At 32.4% G+C, this 15,165-nt stretch carries 10 protein-coding genes, 1 tRNA gene and 1 pseudogene; 7 read left to right on the top strand and 5 right to left on the bottom strand.

The window, feature by feature from the left end; genetic code table 11:
• The first annotated feature begins 114 nt into the window (after nt 1-114).
• The gene (locus tag RCG18_RS09595; RefSeq protein WP_308041084.1) at nt 115-1,875 is read left to right on the top strand and encodes a methyl-accepting chemotaxis protein; all 1,761 of its coding nucleotides are present in this window, start codon (nt 115-117) and stop codon (nt 1,873-1,875) included.
• Between the two features lie 52 nt (nt 1,876-1,927).
• Here the strand turns inward: RCG18_RS09595 and RCG18_RS09600 are convergent.
• Nucleotides 1,928-2,655 (bottom strand): annotated as a pseudogene (locus RCG18_RS09600) (type 1 glutamine amidotransferase).
• A gap of 23 nt (nt 2,656-2,678) precedes the next feature.
• Entirely contained in the window at nt 2,679-3,977 is a 1,299-nt protein-coding gene (locus RCG18_RS09605; RefSeq protein WP_374119057.1) for a MurT ligase domain-containing protein, read from the bottom strand.
• 276 nt (nt 3,978-4,253) lie between these two features.
• On the opposite strand from RCG18_RS09605, the gene RCG18_RS09610 reads away from it, so the two are divergent.
• Together RCG18_RS09610 and RCG18_RS09615 are read left to right on the top strand one after the other, a co-directional pair.
• Entirely contained in the window at nt 4,254-4,697 is a 444-nt protein-coding gene (locus RCG18_RS09610; RefSeq protein WP_308041085.1) for a glycerophosphodiester phosphodiesterase family protein, read from the top strand.
• 29 nt (nt 4,698-4,726) lie between these two features.
• Complete coding sequence (locus RCG18_RS09615) at nt 4,727-5,599, top strand: DMT family transporter (protein ID WP_308041086.1); 873 nt, start codon at nt 4,727-4,729, stop codon at nt 5,597-5,599.
• 25 nt (nt 5,600-5,624) lie between these two features.
• Here the strand turns inward: RCG18_RS09615 and RCG18_RS09620 are convergent, their stop codons facing one another.
• Nucleotides 5,625-6,503, bottom strand: coding sequence for a YitT family protein (locus RCG18_RS09620; RefSeq protein WP_308041087.1), 879 nt, complete (start codon nt 6,501-6,503; stop codon nt 5,625-5,627).
• A 350-nt stretch (nt 6,504-6,853) separates the two neighbouring features.
• Between RCG18_RS09620 and pckA the strand changes: the two genes are divergently transcribed.
• The 4 genes from pckA (at nt 6,854) to RCG18_RS09640 (ending at nt 11,237) form a co-directional block, all read left to right on the top strand.
• The gene (gene pckA, locus RCG18_RS09625; RefSeq protein WP_308041993.1) at nt 6,854-8,440 is read left to right on the top strand and encodes a phosphoenolpyruvate carboxykinase (ATP); all 1,587 of its coding nucleotides are present in this window, start codon (nt 6,854-6,856) and stop codon (nt 8,438-8,440) included.
• A gap of 138 nt (nt 8,441-8,578) precedes the next feature.
• Complete coding sequence (locus RCG18_RS09630) at nt 8,579-9,460, top strand: aromatic acid exporter family protein (protein WP_308041088.1); 882 nt, start codon at nt 8,579-8,581, stop codon at nt 9,458-9,460.
• A 161-nt stretch (nt 9,461-9,621) separates the two neighbouring features.
• Nucleotides 9,622-10,455 (top strand): undecaprenyl-diphosphate phosphatase, encoded by an 834-nt coding sequence (locus tag RCG18_RS09635; RefSeq protein WP_308041089.1) that lies wholly within the window; start codon nt 9,622-9,624, stop codon nt 10,453-10,455.
• 290 nt (nt 10,456-10,745) lie between these two features.
• Nucleotides 10,746-11,237, top strand: coding sequence for a hypothetical protein (locus RCG18_RS09640; RefSeq protein ID WP_308041090.1), 492 nt, complete (start codon nt 10,746-10,748; stop codon nt 11,235-11,237).
• A gap of 160 nt (nt 11,238-11,397) precedes the next feature.
• Here RCG18_RS09640 and RCG18_RS09645 read toward each other — a convergent pair.
• Both RCG18_RS09645 and adhE read right to left on the bottom strand, forming a co-directional pair.
• A tRNA-Leu gene (locus RCG18_RS09645) sits at nt 11,398-11,486 on the bottom strand.
• Between the two features lie 436 nt (nt 11,487-11,922).
• Nucleotides 11,923-14,553, bottom strand: coding sequence for a bifunctional acetaldehyde-CoA/alcohol dehydrogenase (gene adhE, locus RCG18_RS09650; protein ID WP_308041091.1), 2,631 nt, complete (start codon nt 14,551-14,553; stop codon nt 11,923-11,925).
• Nucleotides 14,554-15,165: the final 612 nt, after the last annotated feature.

The raw sequence follows: 15,165 nt of genomic DNA on the forward strand, positions 1-15,165 counted from the left end.
ATGAACTTTTACGGGTAACTTGTGAGCGGAAGCGAAAATCTTAAGTTACCCAGTGCCCGAAGGGAAACAAGCAAAATTACCCAGTGTTCCGAGTAAAAGGAGGAATAATTGCTAATGAAAAAACAAATAAGAAAGACTGAGGGATTAGCAATCAGAACAAAGCTCATTTTGATAGCAGGTTTATTACTTATTATACCTGTGTTGACACTTGGACTGATTAGTTATGAGGTTGCAAAGCAAGAACTAGAAAATAGCGGTAAAACCTTGCTGAAAAACAGCGTAGAAATGACCTTGCAGGTAATTGACCAAAATCAAAAGCTTGTAGATCAGGGAAAGATAACTCTTGGTGAAGCACAGGAAAATGTTAGGCAATACATGTTAGGTAGAAAGAATCCAGATGGTACGAGAAGTATTAATAAAAATTTGAGCTTAGGACAAAACGGCTACTTATTGGCTTACACCAAAGATGGAACTGAAGCAGCTCATCCTACACTAGAAGGTAAAAATGTGCTAGAGACAACGGATAAGAAGGATGGGTCATACCTTGTCAAAGAGCAAATAAAAGTAGGAAATAGTGGTGGGGGATATCTAACTTATTGGTGGACACTTCCTAATTCAGATAAAATAGCACAAAAGATAACTTATCAAAAGGCGGACCCACATTGGGGTTGGATTGTAAGTGCAGGGACATACATGCAGGATTTTAATAATGGATCCAATAAAATTCTTTCAACTTTGAGTATTGTACTTTTAGTTCTGCTTATTTTGGGTTCGACTGTGATTATATTACTAGCTAAACATATATCTGTTCCAATAAAAAATATTGCTGAAGCTGTAGATGTTGTTGCATCGGGGAATTTAAGTATTCCAGAATTGCACATAAAAAATAGAGATGAAATTGGTAGGCTGAATCAATCTTTTAGTACTATGATCAAAAATATCAGTGAATTAATAAGTTCAGTTAAGGATTCAGCAAATGTTGTATTTAACTCTTCACAGTCTTTAGAAAATATTGTAGATGAAAACAACTCTACTATTAATGAAGTTGCAGTGTCAATAGAAGAGATTGCACGGGGGTCTAGTGAACAAGCCAAAGAAACTGAAAATGGAGTACTGCGAATAAGAAATCTTGCTGAAAAAATTGAATCGGTTTTAGAGCTTACTGTGAAAACTAACGAAGCTGCAGTTAAAACCGCTGAAATCAGTGACAAAGGCTTAGATTCAATTAAATTACTAGCTCAAAAATCAGAGGAGAACAGTAAATCAGTTGAAAAGGCTAGTGATGTAATACAAGAAGTGGACAGAAGTTCTGTAGAGATTGGTTCTATAACTGAAGCAATCGGACAAATTTCGGAGCAAACAAATCTATTAGCACTTAATGCTGCTATAGAAGCGGCTAGAGCAGGGGAGCAAGGAAGAGGTTTTGCTGTAGTTGCTGAGGAGGTTAGAAAACTAGCTTCACAATCAGCGGGCGCTGCGGCTCAGGTAAGAGAGCTAATAAATGGAATACAGGATAAGTCAAAATTAGCTGTAAGGGCTATGGAGGAAGGAAAAACAATAGCTAGAGATCAAAGCAAAGCTGTAATTGAAACTAAGAATATCTTCGATGAGATTCTAAAAGCTGTAGAAAATATTACTGAGGATATAAAAGGTATTAAAGCTTACAGTCTTGAAATGGAAAATGAAAAGAATGAACTAATTGGAAGCTTAGAAACTCTTTCAGCTTCTACTGAAGAAAATTCTGCAGCAACTGAACAGGTTTCAGCTACTACAGAGGAGCAATTAGCAAGTATTCAACGGATTTCCGCGCATACTCAAGACTTGAACAACCTTGCTAAAAAGCTCAGAGAAGCTGTTGATAGGTTTCAAGTTTAAACAATAAATATCTCAAAACTAAAGAACTGGAGCAGTATTTTGCTCCAGTTCTCTATTTATTTCTACTTTCTCTTCTTACAATAAACTCCTTAGCCTTAAGCTCTATGGTATCATCTAAAGGAGCCAGTTCTATTTCTCCGTATTTATTTGATAAAGCAGTAGATATAAGTCTATCTGCAAACTCTGGATTCTTGGAAAGTAGTGATCCATGGAAGTATGTACAGAAGCAATTTTTATATATGCATCCTTCATATCCATCTTCACCATTATTTCCGTATCCAGCAATTACCTTACCAAAAGGTTTCAAGTTTCCAATATAAGTTCTTCCTGAATGATTTTCAAAACCAACGTAGGTTTCATTAAATTCCTCGTTGTGTATAACTGTATTTCCTATAAACCTTACATCGCCACCATCTGTGTAGATATCCAAAAGTCCAAGACCATCAAGTTTTTCTCCATCAGGAGTAGTATAGCGTTTACCAAGAAGTTGGAATCCTCCGCATATACATAAAAATACTTTTCCGCTTTCTATATATTCTATTAGACCAGACTTCTTAGCTTGATTTAAATCTTCAGAAACTATAGATTGCTCATAATCCTGACCGCCACCAAAAAAGCTATATCATATATGGAAGGATCAAAGGGATCTCCTAAGGATATGTTGTGAATATTAACTTGTATTCCTCTTTGTTCAGCTCTATATTTTAAAATTAAGATATTACCTAAATCTCCATATACATTTAATAAATCAGGATATAAGTGACATATATTAAGTTCCAAATTATTCACACCCTTTCAGATTTTTACCAAAGCTTTTTAATGTAGCCTTTACTGTTTAAGAATTTTCTAAAATTAATCATAGCAGTATAAGTAGCAAGTATATATACAGTATCATGCTTACAGTTCTTTATTTCATCAAGAAGCTTTATATAATTTTCACACATAACAAACTTTTCAGTAGGTAGTCCGGCGATCTTAAGTCGTACTGCCATATCATAAAGCCTTATCCCTGATATCATTATTTTATCTATGTCTAATGAAGATAATTTTTCAAAGTTAACGTCCCATATCCACGATACGTCTCTGCCATCTGCATAGTTATCATTTAGCAGTACTGCTAAATTAAATACTCTTTTATCTAAGCTAATAGTGTTTATTGCTTGATCGTAGCCCGCAGGATTTTTAACTAGAACTATTTTTACATCCTTACCTTCAATATCAAGTACTTCCTGCCTACCAAAGCTGCTCTGTATATTCTTAAGGGAATTAATTATTGTTTCAGTATCAACTCCGCAAACCCTTGCCACTGAATAGGCGCAAAGAGCATTGTATATATTATATGTTCCAGGTTGGTTTATGTAACACTCATGACCATTTATAACAACGTGGGAGCCTTCAGGTGTCTGTTCTTTAATTTCATCTACAGTATAATCGAGTTCAGGTCTTTTATAACCACAGTTTTCACAATAAAAGTCTCCCAAATGATTATATGTAAGGTAGTTATACTTATATGGACTCTTACACTTTTTGCAGAATTTAGCATCGGCATTTATATCAACTATCTTGTTGTTGTCTAATGAACAATTAAAGCCATAGTAAATAGTCCTATTTGGAAGTTCTAAATCTCCTAGCAAAGACTCATCACCATTTAAAACTAGATTAGCTAAAGGAACCTTCTCGATTCCATCAAGAACTTTTTTCAGAGTAGTATATACTTCACCGTATCTATCAAGCTGATCTCTAAATAGATTTGTAACAGTGATAACTTCTGGAGTTACATACTGTGTAAAAAGCGGAACATTTGCTTCATCACACTCAATAACAGCATATTTTGTAGAAGAACATTTCGCAAAAGAAAAATTTTCAACAAAGCATGAAATTATGCCTGGAAGCATATTTGCGCCTGTATTATTAGTAATTACGCATTTTCCTGATTCTTTTAGCATATTATAAATCATGCTTGTAGTTGTAGTTTTTCCATTAGTACCTGTTATAAGTACAACCTTATAGTCTTTACAAATGGTTTTAAGTATATTCTTATCTAATTTTAAAGCAACCCTTCCCGGGAAATTACTTCCTCCTTTAAATAGAGTCTTGGACAATTTTATTACTATTTTAGAAACTACAATACTAACAAAAGACTTTATATTAATTTTTCACACCACCCTTGTTTTAATAGAAATCATTGTACAAAGTTAAACTGACTCTTAAATATTATAATACAATATTAGTTTTTTTACATCAACAAATATAAAAAAGGAGACCTGTGTATAGAAATAAATGCTCCGGTAATATATACTAATTAATGTAAGAATTTATAGGGGTACTAGGATGAGAGTTAACTTATAATGGAGCTACATCAAAATGGAGGTGGTACTTTGAAGAGAACTCTAAATATAGCCCATAGGGGATTTAGTGGCATTTATCCTGAAAATACAATGTTAGCCTTCAAAAAAGCTGTAGAAGTACAATGTAATGGTATTGAGACAGATGTTCAACTTACTAAAGATGGAGTTGCGGTCATATGCCATAATGAAAAATTAGATAGAACTACTGATGGAAGTGGATTTATAAAAAACTACACCTATTTAGAACTATCCAAATTAGATGCAGGTGTGAAAAAAGATCATAAATTTTCAGGATGCAAAATACCCACATTAGATGAGTTTTTAGATTATATAAAAGATAAAAATATAGATATAAATGTATATACTGTTAATGAAGAGGAAGATATGATGAATATGATTAATTTAGGAGTAGATGGGATAATAACTAATTATCCTGACAGATTGAAAGATATACTTTTAAAGACTAATATCTGAAATTTTTACCAATACAATTTAGTAAGGACGTGATTAGACTGAAAAAAGGACATATCTATGCTGCGACATCAGCAATACTATTTGGTACTGCTGGAATATTTGTAAAGCTTGCCTACAGAACAGGATTAGATTCTGTAAGTTTGCTTATTGTCCAATATATAATTGCAGTATCCCTAATGTTTTTAATAGCTCTTTTACAAGATATAAAAAAGCTTTATGTTAGTAAAAGAGAGCTATTTAGTATGGCTGTTCTTGGTGTAGTGGGAAACACCTTGATGACAGTATTTTATTATAAGGCATTTGAACACCTTCAGGTAGCAATGGTTACTATGCTTTTATTTACATATCCTATAATAGTGTTCATTTATTCTTCTATATTTCAAAAGCAAAAAATTGAGCCAAAAAAAATAATGGCTATATTTATGGCTTTTGTAGGGTGTACTCTTACCTTAAATATTTTCTCAGCAGGAGGAGGATACTCAATCAAAGGATTAATTTTTGGACTTTTAAGTGCAGTATTCTATGCTTTTATGAATTTATATACAGAAAAGAGGTTGGATAATGCGGATGCATTATCAATAAATGCCTATTCTACACTATTTTCATTAATAACCTTATTTTTCATGAGAAAGCCTGGGTTTTTACTTGAAAGCAATATAAAATTTGAAAGTCTTGCATACATAATAATTCTTGCAGTTTTGTGTGAGATAATACCACTTACGTTATTATATACATCCATACAGCATATTGGAGCGTTAAAGGTTTCAGTAATAGGTAACCTAGAGATACCAACCGCTATGATAGTATCCTTTGTATTCTTAAGGGAGACTATTTCAATTACACAAGTTATAGGAGCAAGTTTAATAGTATATGCTGTATATCTTATTAAAGAACAAAAATAGGGTATGGCGCTAAGGACGCCATACCCTATTGTACTGTAAGAGCTCTATTTTTAAAGTTTCCTAAGATGTTATTCACTGGTGATATAGTTACAAATGAGGTAGGATCTATCTCACTTACAATTTCTTTTAGTGTACTTAATTGATTTCTTTGTATAACTAGATATATAAACTTCTTATTAATGCTTGAGTACCCTCCAACAGCGTCAAGCACAGTTACCCCTCTTGCCAATCTAGTTTGTATTTCATTAATTATAGAATCTGATTCTTCACAGATTATTACGCATTGTCTTGAAGAAGCAAGACTTTCTTGTATAGTATCCATAGTTTTTGATCTAACAAAGCTCATAATAATAGCATACATTACTGAGCGAGGACCCATTACAACTCCAACTAGTATATATACAACAATATCTTGAAGTAAAAGCAGTGTTGAGAGCTGAATTGACTTAAAATTATTATTTATAATTTTTGCAGATATATCTAGTCCACCAGTAGAGCCATAGGCTATAAATATAAAGGACATTCCAACGCCAAAAAGTGCGCCACAAAATATAGATGCAAGTAATGTGTCATTAAATTGATTGATTGTAATGAATTTATTCATATTGTCTATTAAGACAGAGGTAATAACTACCACAAAGATGCTTCTTATTGTGAATTTTTTGCCTAATAGCTTGTATCCAAAAATAAATAAAGGTGCATTTATTAACATAGTTGTTAATCCAACCTTAGCTCCAAATATTTTATTTAAGGAAAGTGCTATACCAGTGACCCCGCCGCTTCCGATATTACAAGGTATCATAAAGACAGCAGTTGTAAAAGCTAATATTATACTTCCTATTATTAACAATAAGTATTCCATTATTATGCTATTCTTATCAAAAAAGTTCTTTAAGTTGTTCATTATGTAACCCTCCTTTAAGTAAAAAAATATTAAATTTGCAATTTATAATTCACGCATAGATGATATTAGCATAAAATGCTTTATTAGACAACATATATTATATTAATAATTTGTTACCTTTTAGTTTTGTATAAAATTTGCAAGTACAGGTTGTGAAAAACTTCATATATAGTATAGCACATTTTAATTAGTATAGCATTTTAGAGGGTTTATATATTTAGTAGAATATAGTATTGCAATTTATTTATCAAAAACAAAGCAAAAAGGCAAAAATATAATTTTTTTCTTGCATTTTTCTGTTCTTGGTGTAATATAATAATATATAGTATTTTGGAGGTTACGAAATGAGCATGAATATAAATTTAGATTGTTTAAATATTAATGGATGTAAAAATATATATAGTAATTTATCTGTATCTGAGTTAGTAGAATTTGCAGTTAAAAGAGGAGAGGGCGTTTTATCAGATAAAGGAGCTCTTGTTGTAAATACGGGAAAATATACAGGAAGATCACCTAAAGACAGATTTATAGTTAAACAAAGTAGTATCACAGATAAAATCAATTGGGGTGAAGTTAATCAGCCTATAGATGAAAATGTATTCGATAGAATGTATGATAAGGTTGTTGAGTATTTAAAAGGAAAAGACATTTTTGTATTTGACGGATTTGTAGGTGCTGATAAAGAATATACCCTTCCTATAAGAACAGTTTGTGAATGTGCTTATGAGGCTATGTTTGCAAATCAATTATTTAGAAGACCAACAGTATCCGAGTTAGTAGACTTTGAAGCTAAGTTTAATATAATTGCTGCTCCAGGATTTAAGGCTAATGGAAAAGAAGATGGATTGAATTCCGAAGCCTTTATATTGGTAAACTTTGATAAGAAGATTATATTGATAGGCGGAACTCAATATTCAGGAGAGATAAAGAAATCAGTATTTTCTGTTATGAACTTCTTATTACCTGAAAAAAGAGTAATGCCAATGCATTGCTCAGCAAATATAGGAAATGACGGAAGAACGGCTATATTCTTTGGATTATCTGGTACTGGAAAAACTACATTATCAACTGATCCAGAAAGAAGATTAATTGGTGATGATGAGCATGGTTGGTCCGATAAAGGTGTGTTTAACTTTGAAGGAGGATGCTATGCAAAAGCTATAAAGCTGGACAAGGATAAGGAAAAAGAGATATACAATGCTATAAAATTTGGTACAGTACTTGAAAACGTAGTTCTTTACTCAAATGGTAAGCCAGATTATGATAGCAACAAGTATACTGAAAATACAAGAGCTGCTTATCCAATTGAATATATTGATAATATAGAAAAGAGTGGAATGGGTGGAAATCCAGATACTATAATATTCCTAACTGCAGATGCTTTTGGTGTAATGCCTCCAATAGCTAAATTATCTAAGGAAGCAGCTATGTATCACTTTATGTCTGGTTATACAAGTAAGGTTGCAGGAACTGAGAGAGGAATAACTGAGCCAAAAGCTACTTTCTCATCATGCTTTGGAGAACCATTTATGCTTATGAATCCAGCTGTATATGCTGAACTTCTTGGTGAAAAAATAGATAAATATGGTACAGATGTTTATCTTGTAAACACTGGATGGTTAAGTGGCGGATATGGTAAGGGAGATAGAATAAAGCTTTCTTATACAAGAACGATGGTAAAGGCAGCATTAGAAGGAAAACTAAAAGATGTGCAATTTATCGAACATCCTATATTTAAGATTTCTATGCCTGTGGAGTGTCCGGGGGTTCCATCAGAAATATTAAATCCTAAGAATACTTGGGAAGATAAGGGAGCATATGGCACTAAAGCACTAGAACTTGCTGAAAAGTTTGAAGAAAACTTTAAGAAGTTTAAAAATGTACCTGAAAGTATAGTTGCGGCAGGCCCTGTAACAAAAGAAGCCTCATGTGTATAATTAAAAAACAGTAGATAATAGTTATACTTTTAATATATAATAGATAATAAAACTTCGTTTCTATAGAGATAATTTAGAAACGAAGTTTTTGACTTAAGGCAAGTGAATTATAGTATTTGATGTAAGGGAGGTTGAAGCATGAAGACTAAGAGAATAGGGATGAGAAATATAAAAACAGCATTATCTGTAGCTTTATGTATAGCATTATCGCAGATATTAAATAGACAGGATATATTCTATGCAGCAATTGCGGCGGTTATGGCTATGCAAAGTTCGGTTTCAGATTCATTTAAAGCAGGGAAAAATAGAATGCTTGGGACTATGGTTGGCGCCTTCATAGGGCTTATATTTGCTTTAATTCACCCAGAGAATGTATTGCTTTGTGGTATTGGAGTTGTTCTTGTAATATATATATGTGATTTACTTGATTGGAATAAGTCAATAACTATATCTTGTACGGTTTTTTTAGTTATAATGTTAAATTTAAAGGGAAGAAGTCCTATTTCCTATAGTATAAGTAGAATAATAGATACATTCATAGGTATATCTATAGCTGTACTTGTCAATTATTTTATATCACCTCCCAAACACTTAGATAAGATATATACAGAATGTATATCAGCAATAGACAAAGTATTTGATATTGTTAGAGACAAGTTCTGCAATAATAATGAATTAGATTTAAAGATATTGGAAAAAGAAATCTCAACCCTTGAAGAGGCATTAAACATATATTTATCGGAATTTAGGATAAAACAGATAGATGAACAAATAAACAAGTTAAATGAAATACTGGATATTTGCAAGAACATACATATGCACTTAAAGATAATCCAGTCCTTAGAGAATGACTATAGCTTAAATTATGAGAACTACCTAAGCGTTAAAGATTTGTTTAGATGTGATTTTGGTCATGAAGAAAAAAGTAGTGAAGCTGGAATGGTATATAATTATCATGTTAACAAAACCTTAAAAGGCCTTTATATGCTAAAGGATTTAAATAAGGATATACTGTATTAGTAGCTTCCAATATTAATTACGATGTATTTCTATTTCAAGTGTTTAACCTATTTGTAACTATATTGTAATAATTTATTTTTAAAGTTTTGGTGTACGGATATTAGCAATGATAGTATAATTATAATGTTGTATAAAACTAAATGAGAGAGTGAGTGTGAGAAATGGATTTTTTGCTTATATTTAAGGCTGTTATTATTGGTATTGTAGAAGGTATTACGGAGTTCTTACCTATATCATCTACAGGACACATGATTATTGTTGGAAATTTAATTAACTTTCAAGCACCAGCATATCAAAAAGCTTATATAGATATGTTTGAAGTAGTAATTCAGCTTGGTGCTATATTGGCTATTGTGGTATTGTATTGGAAGAAGATAAGAAACTCATTAGAAAATCTTGCTCCAGGAAAGTCAGGATTTAAGCTATGGTTTAATATAATAGTAGCATTTATACCATCTGCAGTTATCGGACTTCTTCTACATAAAACCATAGAAGAAAAGTTATTTAATGCTGTTACTGTTTCACTTGCACTAGTAATAGGTGGATTGCTAATGATATTTATGGAGAATAAATATAGAAGAGGAAATGCTACAAGAAGTATAGATGATGTAAATGTGGTACAAGCATTTAAAATAGGGTGTTTTCAGTGTCTTGCATTATGGCCAGGTATGTCAAGATCAGCTTCTACTATAATGGGAGCATGGGTAAGTGGGTTGAATACATTCGCTGCAGCTGAATTCTCATTTTTCTTAGCTATACCTACAATGGTGGCTGCTAGTGGACTTTCTTTAATTAAGCTTAAAATATCAATGAATAGCACCGAGATTGTAGCTCTTATAGTAGGCTTTGTAGTGTCATTTGTTGTTGCATTGGTAGTAGTAGAGAAGTTTATTAAATTCCTACAAAGAAAGCCTATGAGAATCTTTGCGCTGTATAGAATATTGGTTGGAATTATAATACTTGTATTAGCATTTACAAAGGTTATAACTGTTTAGATAAAATAAAAAACCTAGGATTAATTTCCTGGGTTTTTACTTTTTATGAAACTCTAGTTCTAACTGTAGTCTATTAAAATATTCATCCATAAATTATTGAAATAAATTGCCATGTGATGTATAATAAATTGACTTTATAAGAATATTTTACCATTAGGCTGACATATAGTGGTTATCTATACTTACTCTACAAAAAATGAAACAAGTTAATGAGCTGTTCTATAAATATAAATTCTTGTACAATGAAAATATGTTTGGTTCATTGATAATTTGTTTAAAGAAGGTGTAATATGAAATTATTGTTTAGGAGACTCCTAGTACTATTACTAGGAATAATGATAATGTTAAGTACTGGAGTAGTAAGTGCTAAAACATTAGAAACTACAGATATGCAAACGACAACTATAGGTGAAAAAACTTATTATATAGTTAAGACAGAGGAACAACTTCGTGCAATTGGAAAAGGTAAATATGCAATGTCATATAACTATATCTTGGATGCAAATATTTCGCTAACACAAGAATGGGTGGCTATTGGCGATGAAGACAACCCTTTCACTGGTTCCTTTAATGGTAATGGATTTACAATTAGTAATTTGAAGATTACTGATAAAACAGCAAAATATATCGGTTTATTTGGATATGTTGAAGAGGGGACTATTTACAATGTAACTCTCAAGAATGCTGATATTACTTCTGCTGGTGGTAAAGGGAAACACGTTGGTGCTGTCGTAGCTTTATGCTTAGATGGAAAAGTATACGATAATGCTGTAATTAAATAAATTTATTATATTTCAAGGGTAAGTGGCTAATGGGGAATAGATGACATACATGTAAAAATAGATCATGTGCTGGAGGCAATATCCAGTACGTTTTTTAATTGGATATAATTATTTAGTTTAAGAGAGGCAAATAAAAAAAGACGAGTTTTAAAACTCGTCTTGGTGCTGAAGACCGGAATCGAACCGGTACGGGTTTTAAAGCCCGCAGGATTTTAAGTCCTGTGCGTCTGCCAGTTCCGCCACTCCAGCATGCTGCTGTTGACAAGGTTTATTATATGATAAATAAGGTGCTTTGTCAACGTTATTGTAAAAATATTTTTTACCTGTTTTAAAATTGTATCGTTGTAAGTTTAAATCTAGGACCAAAAATGCCATCCTTATGGGTAATCAATGCACTAGTAAAGAAAAAAGAAAAGCTTTTATCAGCGGCAATTTTTATACCGTTATCTACTGCAACGTCATCATTAGGTTTTTGTTCATCCAGAACAATTTCAAGTTGAAGACCACCTCAGCCAACTCCTCGTTTTGCTATTCTAACAGCCTCCTTATTTTGTTCTTTTAACATCTCTTTTATTAAGCCAACTGATTTTTTATCAATAGATACTCTCATATTCATACACCATCCTTTTTAATTAAGTTATTTAATAAACTATAGAGCTGAGGAGTTCCTCAGCTCTATAGTTTATTAATTTTTCTTTATTTCTTTAGTTACAGCAGCTTCTTTAACTGTTTCAACTTTATCGAAAACATTTATATACATTTGTTTAATTTCGCCTATTAATGGATATCTTGGGTTAGCTCCTGTACATTGATCGTCAAAAGCTTGTTCTGACATATCATCTAAGCTAGCAAAGAATTTCTCTTTTGTAACCCCAGCTTCATGTATAGTCATTGGTATATTTATTTTAGATTTTAGTTCGTCTATGGCTTTTATTAATAATTCAACCTTTTCATCTTCGCTGTTTCCACCTAATTGTAGGTAGTCAGCAATTTTAGCATATCTCCACTTAGCATTTGGATACTTATATTGTGGGAATGCAGCTTGCTTTCTTGGGCTATCTACTGCGTTGAATTTAATAACTTCATTGATTAACAATCCGTTAGCAACTCCGTGTGGTATGTGGTGAGCAGCTCCTAGTTTGTGTGCCATTGAGTGACATACTCCTAAGAATGCATTAGCAAATGCCATACCAGCCATAGTTGAAGCATGAGCCATTTTTTCTCTTGCTTTTACGCTAGTTGTACCTTCAGTATAAGCTTGTGGTAAGTATTTGAATATTAATCTCATTGCTTCTAGCGCTAGCCCATTTGTAAATTCTGAAGCAAGAACTGAAACATAAGCTTCTATAGCATGAGTTAAAGCATCTATACCTGATGCAGCAGTTAATCCTCTTGGCATACCCATCATTAATTCAGCATCAACGATAGCCATATCTGGAGTTAATTCGTAGTCGGCAAGTGGGTATTTAACACCTGTTTTTTCGTCAGTTATAACTGCAAATGGAGTAACTTCTGAACCAGTACCAGCTGATGTTGCCACTGATATCATCATAGCTTTATCACCTAAGTGAGGGAAAGCGTATACTCTCTTTCTTATATCCATAAATCTCATAGCTAGATCTTCAAATCTTACTTCTGGGTGTTCATACATTACCCACATAATCTTAGCAGCGTCCATAGCTGAACCACCACCAAGAGCTATAATGGTATCTGGACTGTAGCTCATCATTTCAGTAGCACCTTTTTTAGCTGTAGCTAGAGTTGGATCTGGTTCTACATCCATAAATATCTTGAAGTCAACTCCGATTTCCTCAAGAACTTTTGTAACCTTATCGCAGTATCCTAACTCATAAAGAACCTTATCAGTTACTATAAATGCTTTCTTTTTATTCATATCCTTTAATTCTCTCAATGCAACTCCAAGTGAACCATATTTAAAGTAAACTTTTTCTGGAACTCTAAACCAAAGCATATTTTCTCTCCTCTCAGCTACACTCTTAATGTTTAATAGGTGTTTAGGACCAACGTTTTCTGATATAGAGTTTCCACCCCATGATCCACAACCTAATGTTAGAGAAGGAGCTAATTTAAAGTTATACAAATCTCCTATAGCACCTTGCGCTGAAGGCATATTTATTATCGTTCTTCCAGTCTTCATAGTAGCGCCGAATTTTTCTACTTTATCTTTTGCAGTCATAGTATTAGCATATAATACTGATGTATGACCAAACCCACCTAACTCAACAAGTCTTTCTGCTTTAGCAAGTGCTTCATCAAAGCTCTTTGCTCTATATAAAGCAAGAACAGGGGATAGTTTTTCGTGTGAGAATGGTTCTTCAAGCTCAACTGATTCTACTTCTCCAATAAGAACTTTTGCAGTCTCAGGAACTTTTACTCCAGCCATTTCAGCTATCTTGTAAGCTGACTGGCCTACTATTTTAGCATTTAAAGAACCATTTATTAATATTGTATTACTAACCTTACTTATCTCATCTTTTTTGAGGATGTAAGCACCTCTTTCTGCAAACTCTTTTCTCACTTCATCATATACTGAGTCTAGAGCTATTACTGATTGCTCAGAAGCACAGATAACACCATTGTCGAAAGTCTTTGAAAGAAGTATTGAGTTTACAGCCATTTTTATATGAGCAGTTTCGTCGATTATAGCTGGTGTATTACCTGCACCAACACCGATTGCTGGTTTACCTGATGAGTAAGCAGCCTTAACCATTCCTGGACCACCTGTTGCAAGAGTTATATCTGCTTGGCTCATAACAACCTGAGAAAGTTCAACTGACGGCTCATCTATCCATGCAACTATTCCTTCTGGAGCACCAGCTGCAACTGCTGCATCTAGAATTATTTTAGCTGCAGCTATAGTTGATTTTTTTGCTCTTGGGTGAGGGGAGAAGATTATAGCGTTTCTAGTTTTTAAAGCTATTAGTGCTTTAAAAATAGCAGTCGATGTCGGATTAGTTGTTGGAACAACAGCAGCAATTACTCCTATTGGTTCTGCAACTTTCTTTATACCAAAGGATGCATCCTCTTCTATAATTCCGCAAGTTCTATCATCTTTATATTTATTGTATATATATTCTGAAGCAAAGTGGTTTTTAATAACCTTGTCTTCCACAATTCCCATTCCAGATTCTTCTACAGCCATTTTAGCAAGCTTTATTCTTGCATTATTTGCTGCCATTGCTGCTTGTCTAAAAATTTCATCAACCTGTTCTTGTGTGTAGGTAGAAAACTTTTTCTGAGCAGCCCTTACCTCTTCTAATTTTTTCATTAATTCGTCAATATTTGTTACTTTCATTGATTAGCACCTCTTTCTCAGTTTTTATTAATGAACACACTAAAGAGTTTTTAATACCCTAAATTATCGTTAAGTAAGTTAGTATTTACCGTTTTTGTTTACCACTCTTGTGATTTATAATACTATTATGTATCATTGTTTGTTAAATGTCAATCATACTTTGAGAAATTTTTATCAATATTTTTGTTAAAAATTAGTGTAAACGTTATCTAATATTAACAATATGCATAAAAATCTAATAAAATTATATGAAACAGCAAAGATAACATTGTTAAATACTTAACTTTCGTAGAGTGAAACAGTTGAATAAAAAGTATGTAACAGATTTTAACAAAAATAAATTGTTAATAAATATATTTTTGTTTAGTAAACAAATTACTTCTATATAGATAAATAAATTCGAAGCTTAACTTATATGTAGTAGTTTCAGTAGAATATCATGAGATTAAATTTTATTACTTTCTAAATTAGGGGAGACTACTATGGATAAGCTAATCAGGAAATTTGTCTACTTATATAGATATCTAATTTAAATGCTTAACTTATTATCTGTATTTATAGTTGTATCTCTTTTGTACATTTAAGCAGGCATACAAAATCTTAAGTAGATAT

Source organism: Clostridium sp. OS1-26 (assembly GCF_030915445.1).
GTDB lineage: Bacteria > Bacillota > Clostridia > Clostridiales > Clostridiaceae > Clostridium_AM.

Coding starts and splice junctions, on each gene's coding strand:
- RCG18_RS09630 (WP_308041088.1), top strand. CDS start 8,579: ATGAAGACTAAGAGAATAGGGATGAGAAATATAAAAACAGCATTATCT.
- pckA (WP_308041993.1), top strand. CDS start 6,854: ATGAATATAAATTTAGATTGTTTAAATATTAATGGATGTAAAAATATA.
- RCG18_RS09640 (WP_308041090.1), top strand. CDS start 10,746: ATGAAATTATTGTTTAGGAGACTCCTAGTACTATTACTAGGAATAATG.
- adhE (WP_308041091.1), bottom strand. CDS start 14,553: ATGAAAGTAACAAATATTGACGAATTAATGAAAAAATTAGAAGAGGTA.
- RCG18_RS09595 (WP_308041084.1), top strand. CDS start 115: ATGAAAAAACAAATAAGAAAGACTGAGGGATTAGCAATCAGAACAAAG.
- RCG18_RS09620 (WP_308041087.1), bottom strand. CDS start 6,503: ATGAACAACTTAAAGAACTTTTTTGATAAGAATAGCATAATAATGGAA.
- RCG18_RS09635 (WP_308041089.1), top strand. CDS start 9,622: ATGGATTTTTTGCTTATATTTAAGGCTGTTATTATTGGTATTGTAGAA.